A 22372-nucleotide genomic window follows, 5' to 3' on the forward strand; every position below is an offset into this window, starting at 1 on the left:
AAGCTTATTGCGGTTGGCCCAGCATGCGCCGTTTTGGCTGGCCCGCTATCCTCCGTAATGGGTGGCCCATTGACTTCCGTATTAGACAGAACCTGGCCCCTTTTGTAATTTTCATGGATCCCAACACTTATTTTTCGGGCAATCCGGGATTACAGCCATCCATCGGCGATAATATAAACGTGAATTATACCTGGAAAAAGAAGATACTATCCATTGCATTAAGTTATGAAGCCGATCCCATCACCAATTTTTCTCCAAAGATCGACTCCATCACCAATAAAGAAACACTGGCTGCCGAAAATCAGGAAAACAGAAAGATGGTGACAATCAGTTTGTCTTTACCGGTTACCGTAACTAAATGGTGGAATATGCAACTGAACATCAATGGAAGTTTTCAGCAGATCAACGGATTTTATAATGAACAGTCGTTGCGTATCGAGAATAAGAATCTCTTTTTGTCGGGCCAGCAGACCTTTACATTGCCCAAAGATTTTTCATTATCGTTGTCCGGTTTCTATAACTCGGGCGGTTTATTTGGCATATACCGGTTCTCTCCCGTTGGTTCGCTGGATGCTGGCATTCAAAAAAAATTTGCCAGCAAAAAAACATCGTTACGGCTCAACTTCAGCAATATGCTGAATACGATGATTTATAAACCAGAGATCAATAAACCTGGTAAAAACCTGATTGCAACCGCTGAATTAACTTTTACCCGACCGGCCGTGAAATTTACCATTACCCGCACTTTTGGCAATGATCAGGTGAAGGGCAAAAGGAACCGGTCGGCAGGCAACGAAGAAGAAAAAGACAGGCTGAGACTTTAACGGCCCAACCGTTATCATTTTTGATAGCAATTTTTTGCGTTCACAAACATTCAGCAGAGAAATAATCACATCATTATTTTTTGCTTGTTTAACCTGCTGCTAATCGTACAGGGGGATACCAGTATGCAATTGGTAACTTTTCCTTTTTGCTGAAGCCCAATTTGATTAAAAGATTCCTTTAATGATAAAGACTGGCTATTCAATATTTTGATCGCTAGTTCATTTACAGTTGCCTTGCTCAAATGATCTACCGAATTGCCTGGGTCATTCAACCTGTAACAGTTTGCATTTATAACAAATAAAATGGGCAGTACGATGTGAATCTTATTCTTTTTGCAATAGCTAACATAGCGCCTGTCCCAGATCTTTAGCGGATCGGCAAGCAGGCTTTCAATGCGCCTTTTATAAACAGAATTTAAATTGCCTGAAATAAATGTGGACATCGATTTTGAAGAGAAACTTATTTCCAGAAAATGAATTCCGGTATAACAACTGTCTACAAAATTTTCGGAGTAAAATTGACGCTGTAAATATGTTGCCAGCACTGAGTCTGCAGGCTCAACCGTTTGCTTCTGTTGAGCCAGGGAGGCTGTAGCAATTAAATTCAAAATTAAGAACAAATAAACTTTCATGAAATGCTATTAGGGGTTATCGGGTTTCTTAAATGCTTCATTAACGTTAGCTAACGGCAAACAGGACTTAGAAATTATCTCGGACAAGCCTCAAGAGCAAAAATTTGGCCATTTTTAAAAAAACTCATTTTTATAGGCATTATACTACACATAGACGATAGACGACTAGCGGCATTATGAGGAACTTTACGAAGGGGATTTTACGAAGAAGAAAGAAAGCCTCAGTAAAGGATTAAGTATTCTAGCTAGTATATCATCCGACAGTTTGAGAATTTTTCTTTCAGTTTCTCACCAATTGTACCTCTTAGTTAGTTCTCCTGTTATGCAGCAGGCAAATGATCGGCACCATCGATGATCCAGTATTTTTCAGTTGCGGGTATTAACTCATAAAAATTATCATACTTACCTACCCAGTTATCCGGCACAAAATCTTCAAAAGATAAAGGTTCAGGAAAAAGAGAAAACAATTCCTTTTTATCAAAATCTACAAAAAGTGAAGGGAAAAGCTCGCCTTTTTCGTCCCAACTCTCAATAGGCAGACTTTCCCTAATCATCTCACTCAACTGTTCTTTAGTTACTACATGATCTTTTATTACCTTTTCATATGAAGACCAATTGTCGCTGTCCAGAATAGGAAAATCATCCCTCAAATCGTCACCATAGGCTGTATCATCATGTCCTAAACTATCAAAGACACTAGCCCACTTATTATAATCTAACACCCAATATTCCTTTTCTTGTAAATACCAGGTGTATTTATTTTTATACCTAACCAATACAATAATATCAACACTGTATTCCGGGCTTAAGCTCATAACAACAAGCATTTATTCATTATGACTATTAATACCTTCCCACCTCATGACGACTTGAACACGCCGGAGGAATAAAAGCCTTATCAAATACTATCTTTAAGTTCTAACATTTTACCTTTAACAGAACCTAATCCAATTAGATATCCATGATGGTTTTCAGCCAGGAACCAGTCATACTTCTTGGATACCACGTAATATTCAAAGGCGTTTAATTGACCTAAGATTTGTTGAATTGGCTCAATAAAACCTTCAAAAAGCCAATATTTGCTAGGATCACGGCTGGAATCACAGACAATAAACCAAACTTTCTCATCCTTATCAATAAGCAGATGTAAATACTTCCATGCATCATCATTAGGAAATTCCAGTGAAAACCTGTCACTTTTCAGATTATCCCACCACCAATTAAATCTGGTATTGGTATTTTTCTTAACAATAAACTTCGATTCTATTTTTTTAAAAACATCAGGCCAGTCATGAATACCAATAACATCAAACTTGTCATCCGTTATTTTCAAATCTTTCGCAGTAGCCAATAATCTTAATTTAATATGCAAATATTCTAACACTTTAGTTTCGTCCCTTTTTGCAGCAGCTAAAATATCAAATAAGTATGAATAGAAACATCCAATCAAAGATTCTTTAAACCTGCAAGTTATTGGTTCAGAGAGGTTTTAATACATTTTGGCGTGATCATGGCTATTGCTATTCTGTCTATACTACCGCAATGCGATAGCTGGCTTACCATATTTGCCTCTATTTTATTTGCCGGCCTACCAGCACTGGTTAGCCTTACGGCATTTATTTATTTCCCCTCCTTCTTTTGGAGTTTCTTGCCAAAACTAGAGGTAGTTTCTGGTGAACAAGAAAAATTGGCGAACCAGGCAGAAGAAACAACGAAGTGTAAACGCACCCAGTACCAGGCTCCTACACTAATTATCATACATTACGTCAATTCTAAAATTAGCAACACGCCTTTACTACCTGCAAATGATCAATCGGCAGCACTCCTTAATAAGCTCTATGGCTCAGACAAAGACAATTTAAAACAGAACATTTCCAGGTTGTATAAACTATCCAGTCTTTCGGCTAAAGAGCGGGCTGAAATACTTAAAGGAGTTGAAAATGCAAGAGTTTTTTTTAAAGACACAGGAAACGTCGGCGTTTTTAAAAACCCGGATGAACTTGAAATGAAATTGAGACAATAATTTGAACTTAAATTCTCGTATTATTCTCTGATTTTCAGGTTTCTAATACTCAGGAATTTGTGGTATTTTTAGGGTATGGAAGGTGGAAAAGATATTGGCATTCTGTTTCCAAAGTATGCATTTTGGGACGTAGACCCGGATAAATTGGATTTATCACGGGATAGGAACTTTATTATTTCCCGGATCTTCGAAAGGGGAAAGCTCGATGATGTCCTTTCATTTATTGTGATTTATGGAAAAGATGAGGCTGGTGCAATTTTACAGAACAATAAGTACCTGAGCAGGAAAGGGCTTTTTCTTGCCCACGCTTTATTAGGATTACCATTACAAGATTTTAAGGCCTATGCTTCACTTAAACACAATTGACCTTCCACTTTTTCAAGTCCTGACAGATTTTTCAACGCTACCAGAATTATCCCCTTTTTCACTGGTTGGTGGTACGGCCCTTTCACTACAAATTGGCCATCGTAAATCAGATGATCTTGATTTTTTTACCGATCGGTCTTTCGATATCCTGGACGTAAAAACAGCCATTTTACAGTATAACCCGGATGTAGTTTTCTTAAATGAAACCAGGAATGGAATGAGTTTTACCCTTCCCCTGCCCGGTCGACCAGATGATTTCCGGAAACTTGATATATATAACTGGGCCGTAAAGTTTATCCGCCCCGCCACTGTTGAAGGAGAAATCCGCCTTGCAAGTCTTGAAGATATTGCAGCCTTTAAACTTGATGCTATTTGCCACAGAAAGGAAAAGAAAGATTTTGTTGACATAGCTGTTTTACTTGAAAAATTCTCTTTTGGGCAAATGATGGAATTTTATCAAGAAAAGTTTCCAATGAATGACAAAAGCATTGTATTATCAAATATAGTCGATACGGAAGGGTTAGAAAATTCTGTAGAACCAGTTATGTTAATAGAATTAACCCCGACTTTGGCAATTCAACAAATTGAACAAAAAGTAAAGGAGTATTCGCAATCACAAATCGATAAAAAAGCTCAGTTAGAACAAGAGCGTTTTAAGAAAATTGCCGACCTGCTGGAAAAACGCAAGGAACGGGATCAAAACATAGAAAAAAATCGTAAAGAGCAGGATGCTGTAAAAAGTGAAAAGAAGCCTGCGAGTAAAAAAAAGAAATCTCGTAATTAATGCAAATTCTACATACTTACGAAGTATATAAAAAGCAATTAGTAAATATCCGTAACAACAATGGATGGGGAAAGCCCATTGTACTAAAGCAATTCAGAAAATAGTACTCAGGTTTTACAGAAGACGAAATCAATATTCTTAAATCATTTTTAAGAGACAATGAGAAAAAATGGTTTGTAGCAGGTTTGCTTGATGTTCTTGATACTTTTCCTATAGAACTTTTGAAGCCAATGATCAATGCCGCTGTGGATGAACGCGATCCCAGCTTTAATAATGAGTTTATACGCCCATGCAGGAGGGTATTTGATTATGTTGAAATTCAACAAATTTTACTTGACATTTTTCAAACTGGTGATAAGAAGAAAAAAATTGGCGTTATAAATGCTCTTTACTGGGCACGACTAACAGTATATACAATGACGGTATATACACTCAACGAAGATGAAACATATCAAACCAAAAAAAGTAAAGGCTACGATGTTTTCCGGTGGGAACCCGAGTCAGAGGCGTTCGATGACGAATTTATAGAAGATTTGGACGTTTACGAAAGAGAGTTCCCAAGACAAATTGCCGCTTACCAAAGGCAAAAAGAGATCCTAATGTCAGAATTCTTTATTACTGATGATCTTGAACTAAAATATAATATTAGTCTTCAACTACCTAAAGAAATTGATGATTATCCAATTCAAATACAAGATTTAGCAAAGAAATACTTATTGGAAAACAAGAAGCAAAATATACCAACTAACGCCATGGAGCTTGAAACTGCGTTAAAGCGGAAAGCAAATTAGTGTAATGATTTTTTTTAACTAAATATACCCAGCAATAATATAAGCCAATGGCTATACTAATAAAAATAGAAGGTAATGAACTGTATTTGTACATGAATGGAAATCTCATATATAAACGCTGGCTTAACACTGGCCAATCAAAAATATTTGATATTATGGCCTATGATAAATATACGCTGGCAAGTATTAGAGACTTAGAATATGAAAACCCTGGCGAACTCATTTCAATAAAGGCAATACTAAAACTTAAATCAACAGAAGCGGGTGGTCGACAAACTGGATTTATTAGTGGTTATAGACCAAACCATGTTTTTGAATCGGACAAATATTAGAGACCTTTATTGGGGACATAATACTTGAAGGCAAAGCACTTTTTGAACCGGGAGAAGAAGGAGAAGTAACAGTTCGATTTTTAATTAACCAACCTATTGAAAAACACTTGAATAAAGGGCGGATCTGGTGGATACACGAAGGCACCAGACAAATTGGACAAGCTGAAATAATTTGACGCCCAATTTATAATATTAGTCAAATGAATTTATCCGAATACCTTCAATTAGGTAATCCATCGAAGGCTTCAAAAAAATAAAACAGCAAAGTGAAAAGTTATGGGAGAAGGTTGAACTAGAAGAATGTTGGGGATATCAGATCCAGGAAGGAAGTAAATGGAAGAAAGGTCTATAAACCCTCCAACAGATCAATAACTAACAAATCAAGCTTAAGGCTATATTCCGAGAGTGTTTCGACATCCCAACGACGAATTATTTGTTCTGCAACTATTGGACTGCTGGTCGGCACAATATTATCAGATAATCCGAAAACGCACCCATAAAGTGCAGTAAAAACAGCCATGCCTAAAAAGCAAAAAACCTGCAAATCATTGATTTTGCAGGTTTTATTACTTTAAGTTTATCTCATTTAACTGAGCCGAGCGGAGAGAGAGGGTCTCTTACCCCGCACGTTGTAATTTAGTAACCAGTTATTTACAAAGGACGATTTCAAGACACTCACTGTTTCACTCACCACTTATTATTGATCCACCTCAACGCAAATTCAGTTACAAATATAGCTTATTAAAATCAGATGCTTATTATACGCAAGTTTAAGCATTCGCTCCTATCATAAACATGTTTACGATACACATAAAATACAAAAACAAATAAGAATACTGTTCTCCGTTGCAATACACGTACAAATATCATCTGCATTTACCGTGTTAGCCTTAGTCCCTGCGAGACTCATTTCTTGGGTATTACGTTAGCATTATCTTAATAAATTGCAAAGATCTCTATATTACGAGTCTGTCCTTGCATTGTAGAAAAAATTCTTATACTTTAGACATCGCGATGAATAAGTTTTCCTTCAAGAACTACCCACCGGGAATTCTGGTTCTTCTAATCTGCCTGATTGTTGCCATTAAATTTGGATTGCACGAGTTAGGAATTTTTTTTCTTCATCAACAAGGAGATTCATTGCTTGCTATTTTGATCTATATACTATTAGCAGCCAGTTCAGTAACAACGCTGTTAGGATTTATTAACAGGCATGTTATGTGGAATTGGCTACTTAACATACTGGGCCTGTGCGACCTCCGTGGCGCCTATAAAGGTTACATAATATCCTCCTACTACGAGAACGATGATCCTGCACAACCACATATAAAGTTATTCTGTAAAATTAACGTTGCTCAACCTCGGAGATGAAGTACTGGCAACGGCATTATTAGACCGCTTACTGTTCCAGTGTGAAGTGATTAACCTGTCCGGTAAGAGCTACCGGTTGGAAAACAGGAAAACAATTTTTGAAGACTAAATCAATGCCCTTATTTTTGACACCGCTCTGCACTCTTGTTGCCAATTTTTGTGTATGGTTGTTGCCAAAAGTTCTGAGATCACCTACCGCCAATTTATCCTGGTACATCGGAAAAGAAATCCACTTTGACCCGGGCGCGGAATTGATCCTGGAGATAACTCCTTAATTCATTGACATCACTTACCTCAATATTCATACTCCTCAATTTTTAAACAATGCAAAACAATGACACGAACACCCCCTACCGCAGACGATGTTTGATCACCTTAGGCTGCTGCACATTGTTTTTTTCGGATAACCGCTTCTTATATTCAGTCACGGCCCCGAGATCCGTTTGATCCTTCTTTATAGGCTGAGTAGTTCCGTCGTTATTTTTTAACTGGTTGTTCTGCGTTTGCTGATTAGGCAGCGCATCGGCGTGCTTTACCCGCTGCTGGCGGGGTGAAGGATCCGCCTTCTGAACGGATGAAACGGTTGGACTTATAGTAATTGTAACACCCTGCGTCAGCGCCCGTTGCAACTTTTTGAATAAGCGCACGACCAGGTTGGGATAAAGCCTTTGCTCCAAATCATTAATTTGACCTTTTAGCATTCTCATGGTGGATTTTTCGTTACTGGTCAGCACCTGGTATCTAAACCCATCCCGGAGTGATTCCATATGTTTTAGTTTCTCTTCAAGAAAATGTCGCTTACTGATAAAGTTGGAATCCCGGAATAGGTTCTTCAATTCATCCTCGCGCTTATTCCAGAATTCCATGCCCCTGGCGATTCTATCCATTTCGACAATCATAGTTATAAAGTACTTCGGTGCTGTAGCCTTTTTCTACTTGCAATTCAAGGGAAACAGGCTTTCTATCAAGGGTGAAAACATCAAAACAACCAACGGGTATATTGGGCGTTATAAAAAGCTGTTCATCTTCGCCGTCCTTCCCGAGAAATTTCGCTAACTGAAGGTTGCCTCTTTCAATGTTTTGATACAAGCGATTGGCATGTTCCTCAATTATCAAGTCCATAATCCGGTAATTGGTACCAACTTTTTGCACGTCAAAACCATAATTCTCATGAAACGTGCGTTCCTTCATCCGGCCATTCGGCAAAATAGTACTGGGATAAAGTTGATCCCAAGCCTTGTATTGGCTTCCGTTTTGATTCGCGTAGGTATTGTTACCAATACCAATAATATGGAGGTCATAAGATTCTTTGCTGCTCATTTTACAATCAAAAGCAGATCCGAAATTTCCCTCGTCCACCTGCGCAGCAAATTCTACGAGATAGACGAAGGCACGAAAAAAAAGGTTTATGATTATTTAATGGTGATGGCGCAACTCTGTAAAAAAATTTAGCTGTTTTATTGCCTACCAAACACGGCAATGCACATTAATTTAGATCATCGTAGCTTGGATTTACTGCAAGTTATTAAGCCCTTAGATATAAACGAAGATCAAGCACTATTGTGTTTAACGAACACAATTTATGCAGTAATAAAATGCCATAATGTTCACTTAAGTGTGAACACTCATTTCAAGATCTTTTTTGCAATTTCTTCTGCTTTTTTTGTGTCAAAACAGTTATTATCGGGTTTATAAGATAAGCATCATACCAAAACTTAATCGCTCTTGTACCGGTCATTGACCGAAATCAATTTATTTGTCTTATCTGAAACCGATACAACAGAAAATTTGCAAAGAAATTGCGTTGTTTTTTGATGCTTTCAATAACTTTCTCGAAGTTGGATTAATAAAACATCCTTCCTTCTTCAAAATCATTAGTTAATTTTAAATCAGCACCGAATTTTTTGGATTTGCTAGACTCATCTCTATTGATTTAATTGCGTCCCACTAATCATTTACCAACTTCGTGACAGTACATAACGGTACTGACGGTCCGCTCCAAAAAGGCTTCGCGATGGTTCGCTCTAAGTGTGCGCGCTACACATACGTAGCTGCTACGCTATATATATTATTAACATCAAGACATTTTCTATTTATCATTCAGCAACAAACTGGTGTGCCATGCATACATGCTGCACTTCGTTGCAAAAAACTTTAACCGATGAATGCGGGATTTACCGACTACCAAATACAGCAATTCAAGAACGGCGACCAAATCATTTTCGAGAAACTCTTTGATCACTACTATCCAAAAATTGAATTTTTCTGCTGGCGGATAACGAACAACCAGCAAGAGGCGCAGGACATATCCCTATCTGTGTTGTACAAACTATGGGCTGGTCGGAAAAAGTTTGACTCACAAAATTACGTTTACCATTTTTTATACACCACAGCCAGAAACGCTTGCATTGATTATCTGAGAAAGCAAAAACTCCAAAGGGATTGGTTAAAGGAAATGATAAAACTTCCCACTGAACAACAGGAAAAATCTCAAGAGCTGGGTGCAGAACTTATGGAAATTCTTCGCGAGGAACTCGATCAACTTCCGGATCGTCCCCGGGAAGTTTTTAAGCTCTCTTTTTTTGATGGTCTTAATATACAGGAGATTGCCGGACAGTTGGGTATTTCAGAAAATAGTGTGAGCGTTAATAAGCATAAGGCCATACAATTGCTAAAGACTGCCCTGTTTAACCGAAATGAGTTTCTCCTCGCCCTAATCGTGAGTCTTGCATGTAATCTTCCCAACTAAAAAATATTTTGAAAAAAAATTAATATCTCGGCTATCCGTCCGTATCCCATACGGAGCGGCTCAACAAGCGATACCATTGAACACATAATAATACTCTAACCATTGAACCATGAGACAGAATCACCTTGCATGGCTGTTCGTCAAGCAACAAAGAAACCAATTAACGCCAGAGGAAGAACTGGAGTTAAATGAGTGGCTGGATGCTGCACCCTCTAACCGCGAGTGTTATAATTTATATACCGACCGTGAGTTTGTAAAGGCAGAATTGGCTGATTATATGAGTATCAATGTGGGAGCTGCGAAACAAAAGGTCTTTGGAAAAATCCGAAAGCGGCGGCGAATAAAAAATGCGATCTATGCCAGTCCTTTTATTATTGTAATAGCAGTAGTGACATACCTTTTATGGCATGGGCAGGAACATAAAGCCGGCAAGGAAACAGTAGTAAAAAAAGAAAACGCCGGCAAATCCGAAATGAAAATGGACTCCGCCAAAATCTATTTGGCCATAGGAGATTCCATCCTGGAGATTCAGGGCGCCAAAGACGGAATACTTGTACACAACGATAGCCAGCAGGTGACGAAAAAAGGTAAGCTGATCGCTTATAAGGGTTCTTCTTCATCGAATGCGATCAAACTCGTGACCTCTTGGGGAAGCCAATGCCAGCTTCAATTACCTGACGGCAGTCGGATTTGGCTGAATGCGCTTTCTTCTGTTCGCTATCCCGCTGAAAGCAGTACGCTTACCCGTAGTGTGCAACTAGAGGGAGAAGGCTATTGTGAGATCCAAAGCGACCAATCCAAACCTTTTGGGGTCATGGTAAATAACAATACTGAAGTGCAAGTGTTGGGAACCAAGTTCAATATTAACGCCTACCGGAACGAAGGAAGAGTGAAAGCAACGCTTCTAGAAGGTCAAATAAAAATTGTGCGGGGAAAGGAGCAAAAAATACTCAAACCGGGCGAGTCGGCTTCAGTGCGGCCGTCGAAACAAATCGAAGTGTTTAAGGATAGCACGATAGAGAAATCCATCGCATGGAAAGACGATAAGTTTTTTGACTTTGATGACGAAAGCATGAGCTCCATCATTCGGCAGTTGGAGCGTTGGTATAATGTCACAATTAATTTCAAAGATGCCGCCAATGACGTTTATACGGGTATGATTAAGCGCGATCAACCTGTTGAGGCCGCACTAAAAGCAATATTTGAGGATAAGGTTCAGATTATAAACAGGAATAGAGTAATAACCTTGATTCCCGTAAATAATAAACAAACGCAATAACAAACGATAAAAGCTTTCGGGCTTCATTAATCATTAACCTTCTCCTATTGTCAAGACCTGGTAATGTGGACGAGCGGCGCTATCGTTGCGGCCATGAGATTACTCGTGGTCCGCAGCTGATAGTGAAATAGTAAAAGAACCTATTCGTACGCCATAAAAATCCAAGGCAAAGGCGATCGATCGTTTGTGCCTGGTTAAGGTGACGTCGTAACCAATCAATAACTGACAGTAGCTATGAGAGCAAACATTGTTTTTGTTTTTATTTTCTTCCTTGTTCTACGTCCGGCTTCCCTACAGGCGCAAAACAAGATCAACATCCAGGAGAAAGACATTTCGCCGAAAAAAGCCTTTAAAATGATTTTCGAACAGAGCGGCGGCTATGAATATTTCTACAATAAAAAAGTATTAAAAAAAGGGCATAATCTTTCTCTTTCGTTAAATAATGCCAATCTGGAAGATGCTTTAAAAGTTGTATGTACCGATCAACCGTTCACTTGCGTCAAGAGAGAGGGCCGCTTTTACATAGAGGAAATAACCGTAACGCCCCGAATGGAAGACACATCATCCCGGATATCAGTGCGGGGATTCATCGTAAATGAGTACAACGAAGCGGTTTCAGGGATAAAAATCAGGGAAGTCGGGAACATCAATAACATCATCGTCTCTAGTCCTAATGGCCGCTTTTACTTAAATGGGGTAGATCCAACCGGCTTTCTCGAAGTATTCGGAGTATTTATTGATACAGTGTATGTACCGGTACAGAACCGGGGATTCATTCCTATCCTGGTCAAGTACAGGGGCAGCTTACCGGAGGTAACCATTCGGGCGAACACGGGTTACCAACACATTCAGGTGCCAAGAGCTACCGGTTCTTTTGGGATTCTGGGAGAAATGATCAATGGGTACGCCAATATCGTTCAAACGATGACCGGCAATTCCCTTGGCCTGCTTGGGGTCACAAATAAAACCGCGGGCATCAACCAACCTACTTATTTTACACTCGGCCCCCGTGTCACCATCCATGGCAACCCAGACCCGCTCTTGGTTCTCAATAATTTCGCCTACCAAGGCCGGATAACCGATATTAATCCCCAGGACATTGAAAGTATCGTCTTTTTAAAAGATGCCGCCGCTGCCGCTATCTGGGGCGCCCGGGCGGGCAACGGCGTGATCACCCTCACGACAAAAGCAGGTCAGTTCAAGCACTCCCCCCATTTTTCTTTTGATGCCTTTGCGACAGTGGGATCGGAGCCGGATGCTTACTATGGAAATGTTATGAGCGCGAACGATCGCATTGATGTGGATACTTATTGGTTCGGCCATCAAAATTATCGAGCCTTGGACAAACTGATCAGCCCGGCTTTTTCTCCTGTTGTTGAATTACTGATTAAAAATCGAAAAGGATCGGTTTCAGATGACCAATTAGAAGAAACACTCAAAGACTGGCGCTTGCAAGACAACAGAAAGGATAAGGAGACTTATTATTACCGAAAAAGCTATTTCCGCAACCTATCGCTTAACCTCTCTGGCGGAGGAAAGCAATTTGCCTACTTCGTTTCGGGTAGTTACCTGGACGGATTTCCGGAGCTCTACCACAGTTTTGAACAGCGAAAGACCGCGACCTTTTCTGGCCAGTACCAGCCCCATGAAAAAAAGTTCGGGCTTTCTACCAACATTTCCTATACCAATCACGAACAGAGAAACACCGATGCGGTTGTTGATGTGGTTCCCCCATACGCCCGGTTGGCAGATCAAAATGGGGATCCGCTCAGTTTTCCTTTTTTGCGACGTCAACCCTACATTGATACCATAGTGCCCAAACATAACCTGTTGCCATGGAACTATTATCCACTGAATGAATTTAGGTTAAGAGATAAGACGACGAAAGATGAAAACTTGCGCATACAATTTTCAGGAACGGCCAAAATCTTTAAAAAAATGCTCCCGGGCCTCGAAGCTTCTTTTTATACCCAGTACCAATTGGTGTCAGCCTCGATCAGGGACCTCAGGAATAAGCATAGCTATTATGTACGCGACATGGTGAATTCTTTTACCCAGCCAAGCGACAACAAACGGCCTATTGAATGGGGCCATATTTTAGAAAAAGTACAAAACAAGAATACCATTACCGATTATCGGTTTCAGTTGAATTATCTTAAAACCTGGTTTAATCAAAACCAGCTTACGTTAATTACCGGTACGGATAAAATGCGGGTAAAGGGTGAAGTGACCCCTAACCTGGTTTATAACTATGATGCAAGCCGCCCCAACGGGCAAACAAATGTGGATTACAATACCGCCTTTACGATGCTGTATAACTCATCGTCCCTGCAGAGAATTCCTACCGCGCCTCGCAGCCGTACCTTCCTCAACAGCTTCAGATCCTATTACGCCATTGGAAACGTGAGCCTGAAAAACCAATATCATTTCTCGGCCAGCGCCCGGATCGACCAATCCAATATGTTTGGTTCAAAATTCAAGGACAACACCATCCCGCTTTTCTCTTCTGGTTTTGCCTGGAACATTAGCTCAGCATCGTTTTATCAATGGCACCGGATTCTTGAAATTCTGAAATTCCGTGCGAGCATAGGAACTACGGGTAATGTGCCGGTGAATGTGGCGATGTACCCTTCCTATACAGAAGAAGGATATAATGCCAACGGTGACCGGATGGCCATTGCTAATAACCCACCGCTGGCCTCTACCAAATGGGAAAAAGTGCTCACGATGAATGTAGGGACTGACTTCCGGTTTAAAAACAATTTCCTTTCGGGTACTTTGGACTGGTACCGAAAAAATGCCCGCGATTTGTTGGCCTATCAGCCCTTTGATGCGACTACCGGTAATAGTTCTTTGACGGGGAATGTGGCGTCCATGCGTACAGATAATATAGACCTAACCGTGTACAGTCAGAACATCAATCGCAGATTTCAGTGGCACACTCGCTTTTTGTTCAGTTTTCTGAAAGAAAAGGTTACAGAGACTAAAGATCCGTTAAGGGAAGCATGGCAATATTGCGACCAACGATACCTGTCCATCGTACCGGGCAAACCCTTGTATGGCATTTACAGCTTTAGGTATGGCGGCACAGACACGGCAACTGGTAACCCCATCGGGTATCAGGATGGCAGCCACAGTTATGACTACAGTAGCATTGTCAAAAGCCGCGGATACAATACCCTACGGTACCATGGAAGGAGCAGCCCCGCCGTGTTTGGTAGTATCGGTAATGAATTTACCTGGCGTCAGTTCATGCTTTCCGTTTTGGTGACCTATAAGCTGGGTTATTTCTACAGGCGTCCTTCCATTGATTACGATGCCGTTTTTAAAGGTGCTTCGCCTCCGGGATCAGGCGATATAGAACAACGATGGCAGTTCCCGGGACAGAAAACGAATGTCCCTTCCATGATATATCCAAACAACAAAGACCGCGACTTTCTTTACAATTACTCAGAGGCGTTGATACAAAAAGCAGATCATTTTCGCCTATATAATATTGCATTCAGTTACGATATTAAAAAAGAACTGCTTGCCAGCTTAGGATTGGCAACTTGCACTTTATACATAAACGCCTCAAACTTGGGCATTCTTTGGAGAGCTGGAGATAAAAAAATTGACCCCGACCAAATCACCGGATACCCGGCTACAAAACAATTTTCCTTTGGAATTAAAGGTCATTTTAGATAATTCATTGCACACTATGAAACAGGTATCAATATACGTTATTTCGCTAATGATAGTCTTCATCTTCTCGTCGGGATGCACTGATAAAGACATGGGAGAAAATCCCGACTCAGAACTGGCGCCTATTTCTTCACTGGCTGACTTTCAGGCTTTACTCGATAACATGCCCCTTATGCAGGAAACGCCGGGTTTGAACGAGGTTTCAGCAAACGATTATTACCTGCCGGCCGATACAACAGGCTTATCCCTGGATCCGAACGAACGGAATGCTTACCTCTGGAAAGTAGACATCTTTGAAGGTCGTGGGGAGGTGGGTGACTGGAACGTATTATACAAGCAGATATTTCAAGCCAACACTGTTTTGGACCGCTTACCCCATATCGATCCGGCGGATACCTCTGTCGAACGAAATTACATTAAAGGCCGCGCCTTTTTTTACAGAGCTTATGCACTGTATCATGTGGTGTTGCAGTTTGCAAGCCTATTCGACAGTACCTCTACGACACTCGGCGTACCTATTCGGCTAACATCTGACCCAGAACCAAAGTCCACGCGCGCATTGGTAAGGATCGTCTATCGGCAAATCATTGAAGACTTGGAACAAGCCCGGCATCTAGTCCCTGGTAAAGTAGAAATCACAAAGAAAAACAGGCCCAGCCTTCCGGCGGTTTATGCAACACTGGCAAGGATTTATTTAAGCATGCGTGAATACAGAAAAGCCGGCCTGTATGCAGACAGTGCTTTACAACTCTACCCCACCCTGATCAACTTTAACAACATCTATCAATCTTCCTCCGATCCCTTTAGCGGACGCAATGATGAAGTGATTTATGACAGCCACCTGCTTTCCACAACGAGTATTTTGTTAAAGAATAAATGCTTTGTTGACTCCAACCTGTATCGGTCATACGAGAGTAATGACCTCCGCAAAACTGTTTTTTTCTCATTGAATACAGCAGGCCTGCCGGTTTTACGCTTCAATTACACCGGCACTGAATTCAAATTTAGTGGGCTCGCTACAGACGAATTGTACCTAATCAGGGCGGAAGCATACGCCTTTGCTGGAAATATAATGGAGGCAATGACGGACTTGAATAAACTACGAGAGAACCGCTATATAAGCCCTGTTTCTCCGCTTGTCGCCGCAAATGCACAACAAGCCTTGCAATGGATAAGGATGGAAAGGAGAAAAGAACTCATCTACCGCGGCATCCGCTGGGGCGACATCAGGCGATATGATAAAGAAGGAGCGCGGATATCACTAACGCGATCACTTAGTGGGGAAAGGGCCACACTTCAGAGTGAAGACCCGCGCTATATACTTCCAATACCGCCGGATATCATCCAGATTACCGGGATGCCACAAAATCAGAGAAAATAACAGTTAACGCCCCGTACGTTTTAATTCAACCCACTCAAAGGTTCCGGTACGACAAGGAACATAACCCTTTGGATCCATTGGATTGGGCCGGTAAAAAGTGCAGACACCCGCGCTCGATAGGCAGACGTAGTCGGTTCCGTATTGCCCTGCCGGGAAATAAGAAGTACCCCATTGGAAGTATTGGGTTTGGTTTTCGCACAAAGCGGTTGGCCGTGACGCAATAGCGCCACCGATACCAATGACAATAGCAGTAGCGATCAAAAACAATTTAATTTTTGACATAAAACAACAAATTAAAGGTTATATAAAAACGATCGAAACTTATTGATGAATCCTGAGATAGAATAAGGACCATATAGTAATATGGTTGTCCGGAGAACCTGGTTTTAATACCGCATACACCTCTGGGCAATACGAATTTCAACCGCTCCGGCAACAGCCCTCGGTTGGAAAAAGGTGATGTTTTATTCTTAATTAAACACGGATATGCGCGCCTTGACAAAATACAGCAGCAAAAAACTACAATTACTACATAAAAACATGTACGGTGCCGAAAGTCAACGTGTGAAATAAGCCTACCGGGAAAACGAAAAATATTTAAAACGACTCAATAAAAGAGGGCAAAAATTTCTAATTTGTCACAAAGCAAAATAGAAAGGATATCCGAATGCTGTACTTTGATCCACCATACCCAAGTAAAACCTTGTGTATATTTATAGGCCATGCCCCTCTATAACGAATCCTCTGTTAGATGGGTAAATCCAAGAAATCGGTTCCCTTAATTGAAAGGAAACATGCAGGTGACAAATACTATCTGGAACTTCCTGCTCAAAGCCCTCCCGGTTATAGGCTACCTTAATTGAAAAACAAAAAACACAACACGTTTGATATACCTAATTCTTGACACAAATAATTGGATTTACTTAGCCAACGGACTTGACCCTATTAGCAATAAACACCATGATGCCCTGCATTATGAATTGTTAAGATCATTGAAGGAACTAAAAGATAAAAAGCTAGCACAGGTTATAATCAATGACATCATTATAACCGAATGGAATAGAAATAAGGAGCATTGTAAAGCAAAAATTAAAAAACTGGAGCAGAAACTCGCTGACAAGGAGAATGCCTTCAAAGAAATTGAAAAGTACACAAAAGGCGATTTAAAGCAACTAAAAGAAGAATTTATCCAGGGTATTGAGGAAGAGATTCGTCTGAATGCAACACACATACAAAAAGTTGAAGATTTTATTTTCAATGATTGTGAAAAAGTGGAAGTATCGCAAGAGGTAAAACTGAAGATTTTTGAATTATCAATCAATAACCAGGCTCCATTTCATAACAAGAAAAATAACGTGGGTGACGCCGCAATACTCCTGAGTGCTGTAGAGTATTTAAAGAGTCAACAAGACCGCTTCGGCTTTCAGGCATTTTTCATTTCCAACAATATCGAGGAATACACAGATGGAAAAAACGCAAAAGAGTTCCATCCAAAATTAATCCCTTTGTTAAACGGAGTAAAGGTCCAGTTTGAGAGAGTGCTACCTGCCGCCCTTAATATAAGTAAGAAGGTTATTATTGAAATGGAGCAATTCGCTATCAAACTTACCGAATCTGCCGCTGACGTGTTCACTTGGGATCTTGACATTCAAGAAAATGGAGTGGCTATGTATTTAAACGTTCTATACCACAATAAATATAAACGACAAGGAGACTGGTTAACTGTATGTGTCGGGAAGAAAACTGGTCAAAACAGACCCGAATTCATATCACTAATATTACCCAAGGACTTGAATAAGGAAAACGGCGTCTTTTTATTTTTTACCAAAAATGAAATTGATTCCACCACATATGAGTACAAGATGAATCCTGATGAAAGAGCGACAATTCGAATGCGTTTTGCAAGTGAAACAGAGAACGAAATTACTGCAAGGATACGCGAGGGTTATGTGCAAAATGAGAAATCAGGAATCATTTCCGATGTTTTTCAAAGCTTCCTTGAGTTTGACACTATGTTGGTTAAGTATATCAATGATAACCTAAGCATTCAGACCATAACAGTCCCGCTCCATTCGTTTAGAAAACAATATTTCCTGTTGCCCTAACTGAAAGAACCTGGATTGTCCGATTTACCATTGGAAATGCCTATTTGCAAAGCGTACAAATATACCATTCTTGATAATATATGTTACCAAACTTTTCTGCCGACATCCAAAAATTAATAAATAAAAAGCCTCTTGATTCAAACGACATTGAGCCTTTGAAATTTGCTCTTAAAAAATATGCGGAAGATTACCTTAATCGAAAGAAGGGTGGCCATAGTAGCATAAACCTTACGGACATATTTACAAATGACTTAAAAGTAGCAGACGCGAATCCTAACTTTATCCGTGACATTGGCAGGCGAATGGAATGAACACGGGACTACACAATGTATGAAAACAGAAAAGATGATGGCAGCTTTGAAATAGTAGTTGTTCCGCTTGACAGACCGTGGTGGGAGAAATATAATCCACTACAGACCTTCGGCGGAGTGGTTTAGGGATCTATTCTTACATTTATATTAACAGGCATAAATAGCCGAGAGAAAAAACCAACGCCATTACCAACCATAAACATACAAGATGCCAGGATCCAGCCGTTGTATGATTCTTTAAAAAATTTCGACACCAGACTAAAAGGTCTTGAAGATTCTTTGGCAAAATACAAGCGATAATAAAGTTTTAATCGCGTGAATTTGACTTTAAGTTTTTTTGATTTATACGAAGGCACGCATACGCTAACATTTAATTAATTCTATGAGACGATTCATTTTATCTGGATTAATCATTTTGTCCTGTAACCAACGTTCGATATCTCAAGAGGCAATTGAAACCATAAGCAAAAGTGTGGGATTAATTTATTGGGAGGATAAAACAAAACCCGGGCAAGGTTCTACCGGGACAGGAACGTTGATAATTAAGTCTATTGGTAAAGACTCCGCGAGACTGTAAAATAAACTGTGTCAAAGGTTAAAAAATCAAGACCTTTAATACAGTTTTTTTATGGACAAAAAAGAAAAATTCGACTATGAAGAGCTCAAGCGCAGGCCCCTTGAGCAATTGCGTTCTGGTAAATCCCTATTTGGCAAGTCAGGGTGAGATGGAAGGCCATCTGGATGAAGAGCAGCGGGCTAACGGGAATCGCAAAAATGGCAAAGGCAACAAAAAACTCAGAACAGCGGACGGTACAATCGACCTGGAGACACCGCGTGATCGGTCGGCGACCTTCGAGCCTCAGATCATTAAAAAGCGTGAGACTATTTTGGCCGAGAGCCTGGAAAACAAGATCATCGGGATGTATGGCCATGGCATGAGCTTCTGGGATATATCTGCCCATATCAAAGACATGTACGATACGGAGATATCAGCCACCACACTGTCTTCCATTACTGACAAAATCATTCCCTGGTAAAAGAATGGCAGGCCCGGCCTTTAGAGCCACTATATTGCGTCGTATGGTTAGATGCCATGTTCTATAAAGTCAAGGAGGAAGGTAAGGTTGTTAGCCGCTGCGTCTACAATATCCTTGGCATAAATGCAGAGGGACGCAAGGACCTCTTGGGTACCTATGTATCGGAGAGCGAAGGAGCGAACTTTTGGCTGGGAGTGTTAACCAACCTGCAACAACGGGGGTGTCTGATATACTGATTGCCTGTATTGATGGTTTAAAGGGTTTTGCTGAAGCCATTGCCAGTATTTATCCTGCCACTGAAGTGCAAGATTGTATAGTACACCAGATACGCAATTCCATCAAATATGTAGCCAGCAAAGATCAGAAGTTGTTTATGGCTGATTTAAAGCCCGTATACCAGGCTGTAAGCAAAGACGAAGCCGAACATCAGTTAGAACAATTACAAGAAAAATGGGGCAAAAAATATCCCGTGGTCATCGATTCCTGGCGCCGTCACTGGGATAAGTTAAGCACCTATTTTCAGTACTCGGAGGCCATCCGCAAATTAATCTATACCACCAATACTATTGAAGGATTCCACAGACAGGTGCGTAAAGTAACCAAAACGAAGGGAGCTTTTACCTCGGACATGGCATTGCTGAAGCTTATTTACCTGGCAACACAAAACATCCAGAAGAAGTGGACACAGCCTTTACAAAAACTGGAGCCTGACCGTATCACAACTATCCATTAAATTTGGTGATCGTTTAAAGTTGAGGCTATAAGAAGTCTCGTTGGCAACCGATGTTTTTAGGATCTTCAGTACAAAGCCGAGCTGCATCAAGTAAAAACATCAATTCCCAACGAGATGACATTTGTTCTCTGAATTATTAAATGACACAGTTTATTTTACACTCCCTTTTAGGATCTTCGGTACAAAGCCGAGCTGCATCAAGTAAAAACATCAATTCCCAACGAGATGAAATTTGTTATCTGAATTATTAAATGACACAGTTTATTTTACACTCCCGTAATTTGTAGAAATCAAACGAGAAGGTTTCGCCAAAAGTGCCTATAGTTCGAGTAAAGTAATTTTGGTACCAACAAAAGAATCATATGTAGGGTAATATTTGATCAATTGAATGTCACATAGGTATGTGATGCATCTGTGATAAGTTGCCTTGGCCCCTATTTTTGAAAGTTCCATGAGCTGCTGCCTACTCACTGTAATCTGATCTCCACTGGCCTGAGCCATCCATAATCGAATGATTGCCATGTATAGAGAAATGTGGGATGAATGCAGATTCTTATCCTGTTTAACCCTTTCAAAAAATCGCTCAATATAATAGTTCGCAAGATTATCCATCTTTAAAGTCTTCGTTTAGTAACTTCACCACATCAGATTTAAGATAGGATATCGTTCCTCCTATTTTCTTCGCCCGCAATTTTCCGGCGATCAGTAAGGACCTAAATTTTCCGGACGAACATTTTAAAGCTAACCTTGCTTCTTTTGTTCTATAACCGTCAACAGTCTGTTGGCTAACGAATAGACAGTTTCTTATTCTATGTATTATTTCATTTTTTGCTAATTCCAAATCTTCCTTCGTTACAATTTCAATTTTCATAACCGTATAGCTTACTTTTTGTATGCATTTCAAATTCTGCGCTCAAGCAAATTTTTGATCAACTTTCGGTTCAAATTGATAAAAAAGGCTGTTTGCAGTCGTCACCATTCAAAAGCCTTCCTCCAACAACCGTTTAATGTCCTCTTTATTATAATATATGGTCCCTCCTATTTTCTTGATTCGTAGTTTTCGGGAAATTCGCAAGGACACTAATTTATTGACAGAGCAACCCAGGATCTTGCGGACGTGAGATGTTTTATAGCCCTCAATAACTTCAAGCTCCCTTTTTTCCTCCTTTTCCCGCGTTAAAAGCTCCTTTATATCATTCAACAGCTGCATTCGAAATTCCTGCAAGTCTTCTTTAGTCACAATATCAACGATCATACACCGCATTAAACAGTTAAACAATATTGCTAACGACTTTTTCAATGCTACCCTAACGACACCGCCGGTTCACAATCGATCGTTTTTGAACTTGGCTGGCATAAAGACCAACTCATTACCAGGCGTCTTTCCAACCCGACAAATTTCGTTAGCACATCGTGGATCGAGTTTCCTTCGTCCACAATTTTATCCCTGTGCAGCAGCTCAAATTCGGCTACCAAATTGGCCGCAACCTTGACAATACCATATTCATTCTCCGGTTCTTTTTCAATAATATACACTTTCATGCTGCATTTAATTTTATTGGATATACTAAACTCCCGAGGACTGGATTATAAGAAGGCAAATAGTGTATGAAGCCATACCGGTGCAGTTCCTGCATGCTCTTATGATACGTCTTTGCGGAAATTTTTGCCAGCCGCATCAGATCCTTGCTATATACCGAAACCGGTAACTTATACTCCTGCAGTTTGTATTGATGGAGTATGGCCGCATAGAGGCTGATATGAATAGGGCTGATCCGCGGGTCTTCCGCAGCAACGGTTAGAAAGTCCACCAATACACTATTAAAGTCTCTCACATATTCTTTTTGCACTTCCATGACTTTATAATTATGTTGTTTGATAATGAAGGCCCGCAGTGCATAAAGGGTGCAAAAAACGCTTCAACCGCTCGAACAATCTACCGAGCCAGGTAGAAGGAGTCTGAATTTTGA

Annotated in this window: 22 protein-coding genes and 1 pseudogene; 13 read left to right on the plus strand and 10 right to left on the minus strand. The window is 40.3% G+C overall.

From position 1 onward, the window contains the following. Positions 1–824, plus strand: an 824-nt coding sequence (locus JUB15_RS27520; RefSeq protein ID WP_207515889.1) for an outer membrane beta-barrel family protein, incomplete at its 5' end; no start/stop codon positions are given. A 65-nt stretch (positions 825–889) separates the two neighbouring features. Here JUB15_RS27520 and JUB15_RS27525 read toward each other — a convergent pair. The 3 genes from JUB15_RS27525 to JUB15_RS27535 form a co-directional block, all read right to left on the minus strand. Next, positions 890–1456 carry a hypothetical protein gene (locus JUB15_RS27525; protein ID WP_207515890.1) on the minus strand — a complete coding sequence of 189 codons (567 nt, stop codon included), beginning with the start codon at positions 1454–1456 and terminating at the stop codon, positions 890–892. Positions 1457–1776: 320 nt separating this feature from the next. Beyond that, complete coding sequence (locus JUB15_RS27530; protein ID WP_207515892.1) at positions 1777–2271, minus strand: hypothetical protein; 495 nt, start codon at positions 2269–2271, stop codon at positions 1777–1779. A gap of 83 nt (positions 2272–2354) precedes the next feature. Then, complete coding sequence (locus JUB15_RS27535; protein WP_207515894.1) at positions 2355–2807, minus strand: DUF6756 family protein; 453 nt, start codon at positions 2805–2807, stop codon at positions 2355–2357. A gap of 159 nt (positions 2808–2966) precedes the next feature. Between JUB15_RS27535 and JUB15_RS27540 the strand changes: the two genes are divergently transcribed. The 6 genes from JUB15_RS27540 (at position 2967) to JUB15_RS27565 (ending at position 7232) form a co-directional block, all read left to right on the plus strand. Then, the gene (locus tag JUB15_RS27540) at positions 2967–3479 is read left to right on the plus strand and encodes a hypothetical protein (RefSeq protein ID WP_207515896.1); all 513 of its coding nucleotides are present in this window, start codon (positions 2967–2969) and stop codon (positions 3477–3479) included. A 75-nt stretch (positions 3480–3554) separates the two neighbouring features. Next, positions 3555–3845 (plus strand): DUF6922 domain-containing protein, encoded by a 291-nt coding sequence (locus JUB15_RS27545; RefSeq protein WP_207515898.1) that lies wholly within the window; start codon positions 3555–3557, stop codon positions 3843–3845. After that, positions 3823–4629, plus strand: a complete 807-nt coding sequence (locus JUB15_RS27550) for a nucleotidyl transferase AbiEii/AbiGii toxin family protein (protein WP_207515900.1) — start codon at positions 3823–3825, stop codon at positions 4627–4629. The genes JUB15_RS27545 and JUB15_RS27550 overlap by 23 nt, the downstream gene beginning before the upstream one ends. A 185-nt stretch (positions 4630–4814) precedes the next feature. Continuing rightward, positions 4815–5420 carry a hypothetical protein gene (locus JUB15_RS27555; protein WP_207515901.1) on the plus strand — a complete coding sequence of 202 codons (606 nt, stop codon included), beginning with the start codon at positions 4815–4817 and terminating at the stop codon, positions 5418–5420. 47 nt (positions 5421–5467) lie between these two features. Next, a complete protein-coding gene (locus JUB15_RS27560) occupies positions 5468–5752 on the plus strand; it encodes a hypothetical protein (RefSeq protein ID WP_207515903.1) in 285 nt (94 codons plus the stop codon). 1351 nt (positions 5753–7103) lie between these two features. Next, positions 7104–7232: an ATP-binding protein gene (locus tag JUB15_RS27565; RefSeq protein ID WP_439651024.1), complete on the plus strand. Its 129-nt coding sequence runs from the start codon at positions 7104–7106 to the stop codon at positions 7230–7232. A 241-nt stretch (positions 7233–7473) separates the two neighbouring features. Here the strand turns inward: JUB15_RS27565 and JUB15_RS27570 are convergent, their stop codons facing one another. After that, entirely contained in the window at positions 7474–8010 is a 537-nt protein-coding gene (locus tag JUB15_RS27570) for a hypothetical protein (RefSeq protein ID WP_207515906.1), read from the minus strand. Further along, positions 8003–8482 (minus strand): hypothetical protein, encoded by a 480-nt coding sequence (locus JUB15_RS27575; RefSeq protein ID WP_207515908.1) that lies wholly within the window; start codon positions 8480–8482, stop codon positions 8003–8005. Before JUB15_RS27575 ends, JUB15_RS27570 begins: the two co-directional genes overlap by 8 nt. Positions 8483–9284: 802 nt before the next feature. Between JUB15_RS27575 and JUB15_RS27580 the strand changes: the two genes are divergently transcribed. The 4 genes from JUB15_RS27580 to JUB15_RS27595 all read left to right on the plus strand — a co-directional run bounded on the left by JUB15_RS27580 (position 9285) and on the right by JUB15_RS27595 (position 16216). Beyond that, the gene (locus tag JUB15_RS27580) at positions 9285–9872 is read left to right on the plus strand and encodes an RNA polymerase sigma factor (RefSeq protein WP_207515909.1); all 588 of its coding nucleotides are present in this window, start codon (positions 9285–9287) and stop codon (positions 9870–9872) included. Positions 9873–9981: 109 nt separating this feature from the next. After that, positions 9982–11151, plus strand: a complete 1170-nt coding sequence (locus JUB15_RS27585; protein WP_207515911.1) for a FecR family protein — start codon at positions 9982–9984, stop codon at positions 11149–11151. A 234-nt stretch (positions 11152–11385) separates the two neighbouring features. Continuing rightward, positions 11386–14838, plus strand: a complete 3453-nt coding sequence (locus JUB15_RS27590) for a SusC/RagA family TonB-linked outer membrane protein (RefSeq protein WP_207515913.1) — start codon at positions 11386–11388, stop codon at positions 14836–14838. A gap of 13 nt (positions 14839–14851) precedes the next feature. Then, entirely contained in the window at positions 14852–16216 is a 1365-nt protein-coding gene (locus tag JUB15_RS27595; RefSeq protein ID WP_207515914.1) for a RagB/SusD family nutrient uptake outer membrane protein, read from the plus strand. A 3-nt stretch (positions 16217–16219) separates the two neighbouring features. Here the strand turns inward: JUB15_RS27595 and JUB15_RS27600 are convergent, their stop codons facing one another. Then, on the minus strand, positions 16220–16498 hold the full coding sequence (locus JUB15_RS27600; RefSeq protein ID WP_207515916.1) for a hypothetical protein: 279 nt from the start codon (positions 16496–16498) through the stop codon (positions 16220–16222). A 602-nt stretch (positions 16499–17100) separates the two neighbouring features. On the opposite strand from JUB15_RS27600, the gene JUB15_RS27605 reads away from it, so the two are divergent. Both JUB15_RS27605 and JUB15_RS27610 read left to right on the plus strand, forming a co-directional pair. Further along, a complete protein-coding gene (locus JUB15_RS27605; RefSeq protein WP_207515918.1) occupies positions 17101–18321 on the plus strand; it encodes a PIN domain-containing protein in 1221 nt (406 codons plus the stop codon). Between the two features lie 913 nt (positions 18322–19234). Beyond that, positions 19235–20433, plus strand: a pseudogene (locus JUB15_RS27610) (IS256 family transposase). Between the two features lie 573 nt (positions 20434–21006). Here JUB15_RS27610 and JUB15_RS27615 read toward each other — a convergent pair. From JUB15_RS27615 to JUB15_RS27630, 4 genes are all read right to left on the minus strand, one after another. Beyond that, positions 21007–21273 carry a helix-turn-helix domain-containing protein gene (locus JUB15_RS27615; RefSeq protein ID WP_207515920.1) on the minus strand — a complete coding sequence of 89 codons (267 nt, stop codon included), beginning with the start codon at positions 21271–21273 and terminating at the stop codon, positions 21007–21009. A 108-nt stretch (positions 21274–21381) separates the two neighbouring features. Further along, positions 21382–21657, minus strand: coding sequence for a helix-turn-helix domain-containing protein (locus tag JUB15_RS27620; protein WP_207515922.1), 276 nt, complete (start codon positions 21655–21657; stop codon positions 21382–21384). A 47-nt stretch (positions 21658–21704) separates the two neighbouring features. Then, a complete protein-coding gene (locus JUB15_RS27625; RefSeq protein ID WP_207515923.1) occupies positions 21705–21944 on the minus strand; it encodes a hypothetical protein in 240 nt (79 codons plus the stop codon). Continuing rightward, positions 21941–22258 (minus strand): hypothetical protein, encoded by a 318-nt coding sequence (locus tag JUB15_RS27630; protein WP_207515925.1) that lies wholly within the window; start codon positions 22256–22258, stop codon positions 21941–21943. Before JUB15_RS27630 ends, JUB15_RS27625 begins: the two co-directional genes overlap by 4 nt. Positions 22259–22372: the final 114 nt, after the last annotated feature.

Source organism: Longitalea luteola, from assembly GCF_017356035.1.
Classification (GTDB): domain Bacteria; phylum Bacteroidota; class Bacteroidia; order Chitinophagales; family Chitinophagaceae; genus Niastella; species Niastella luteola.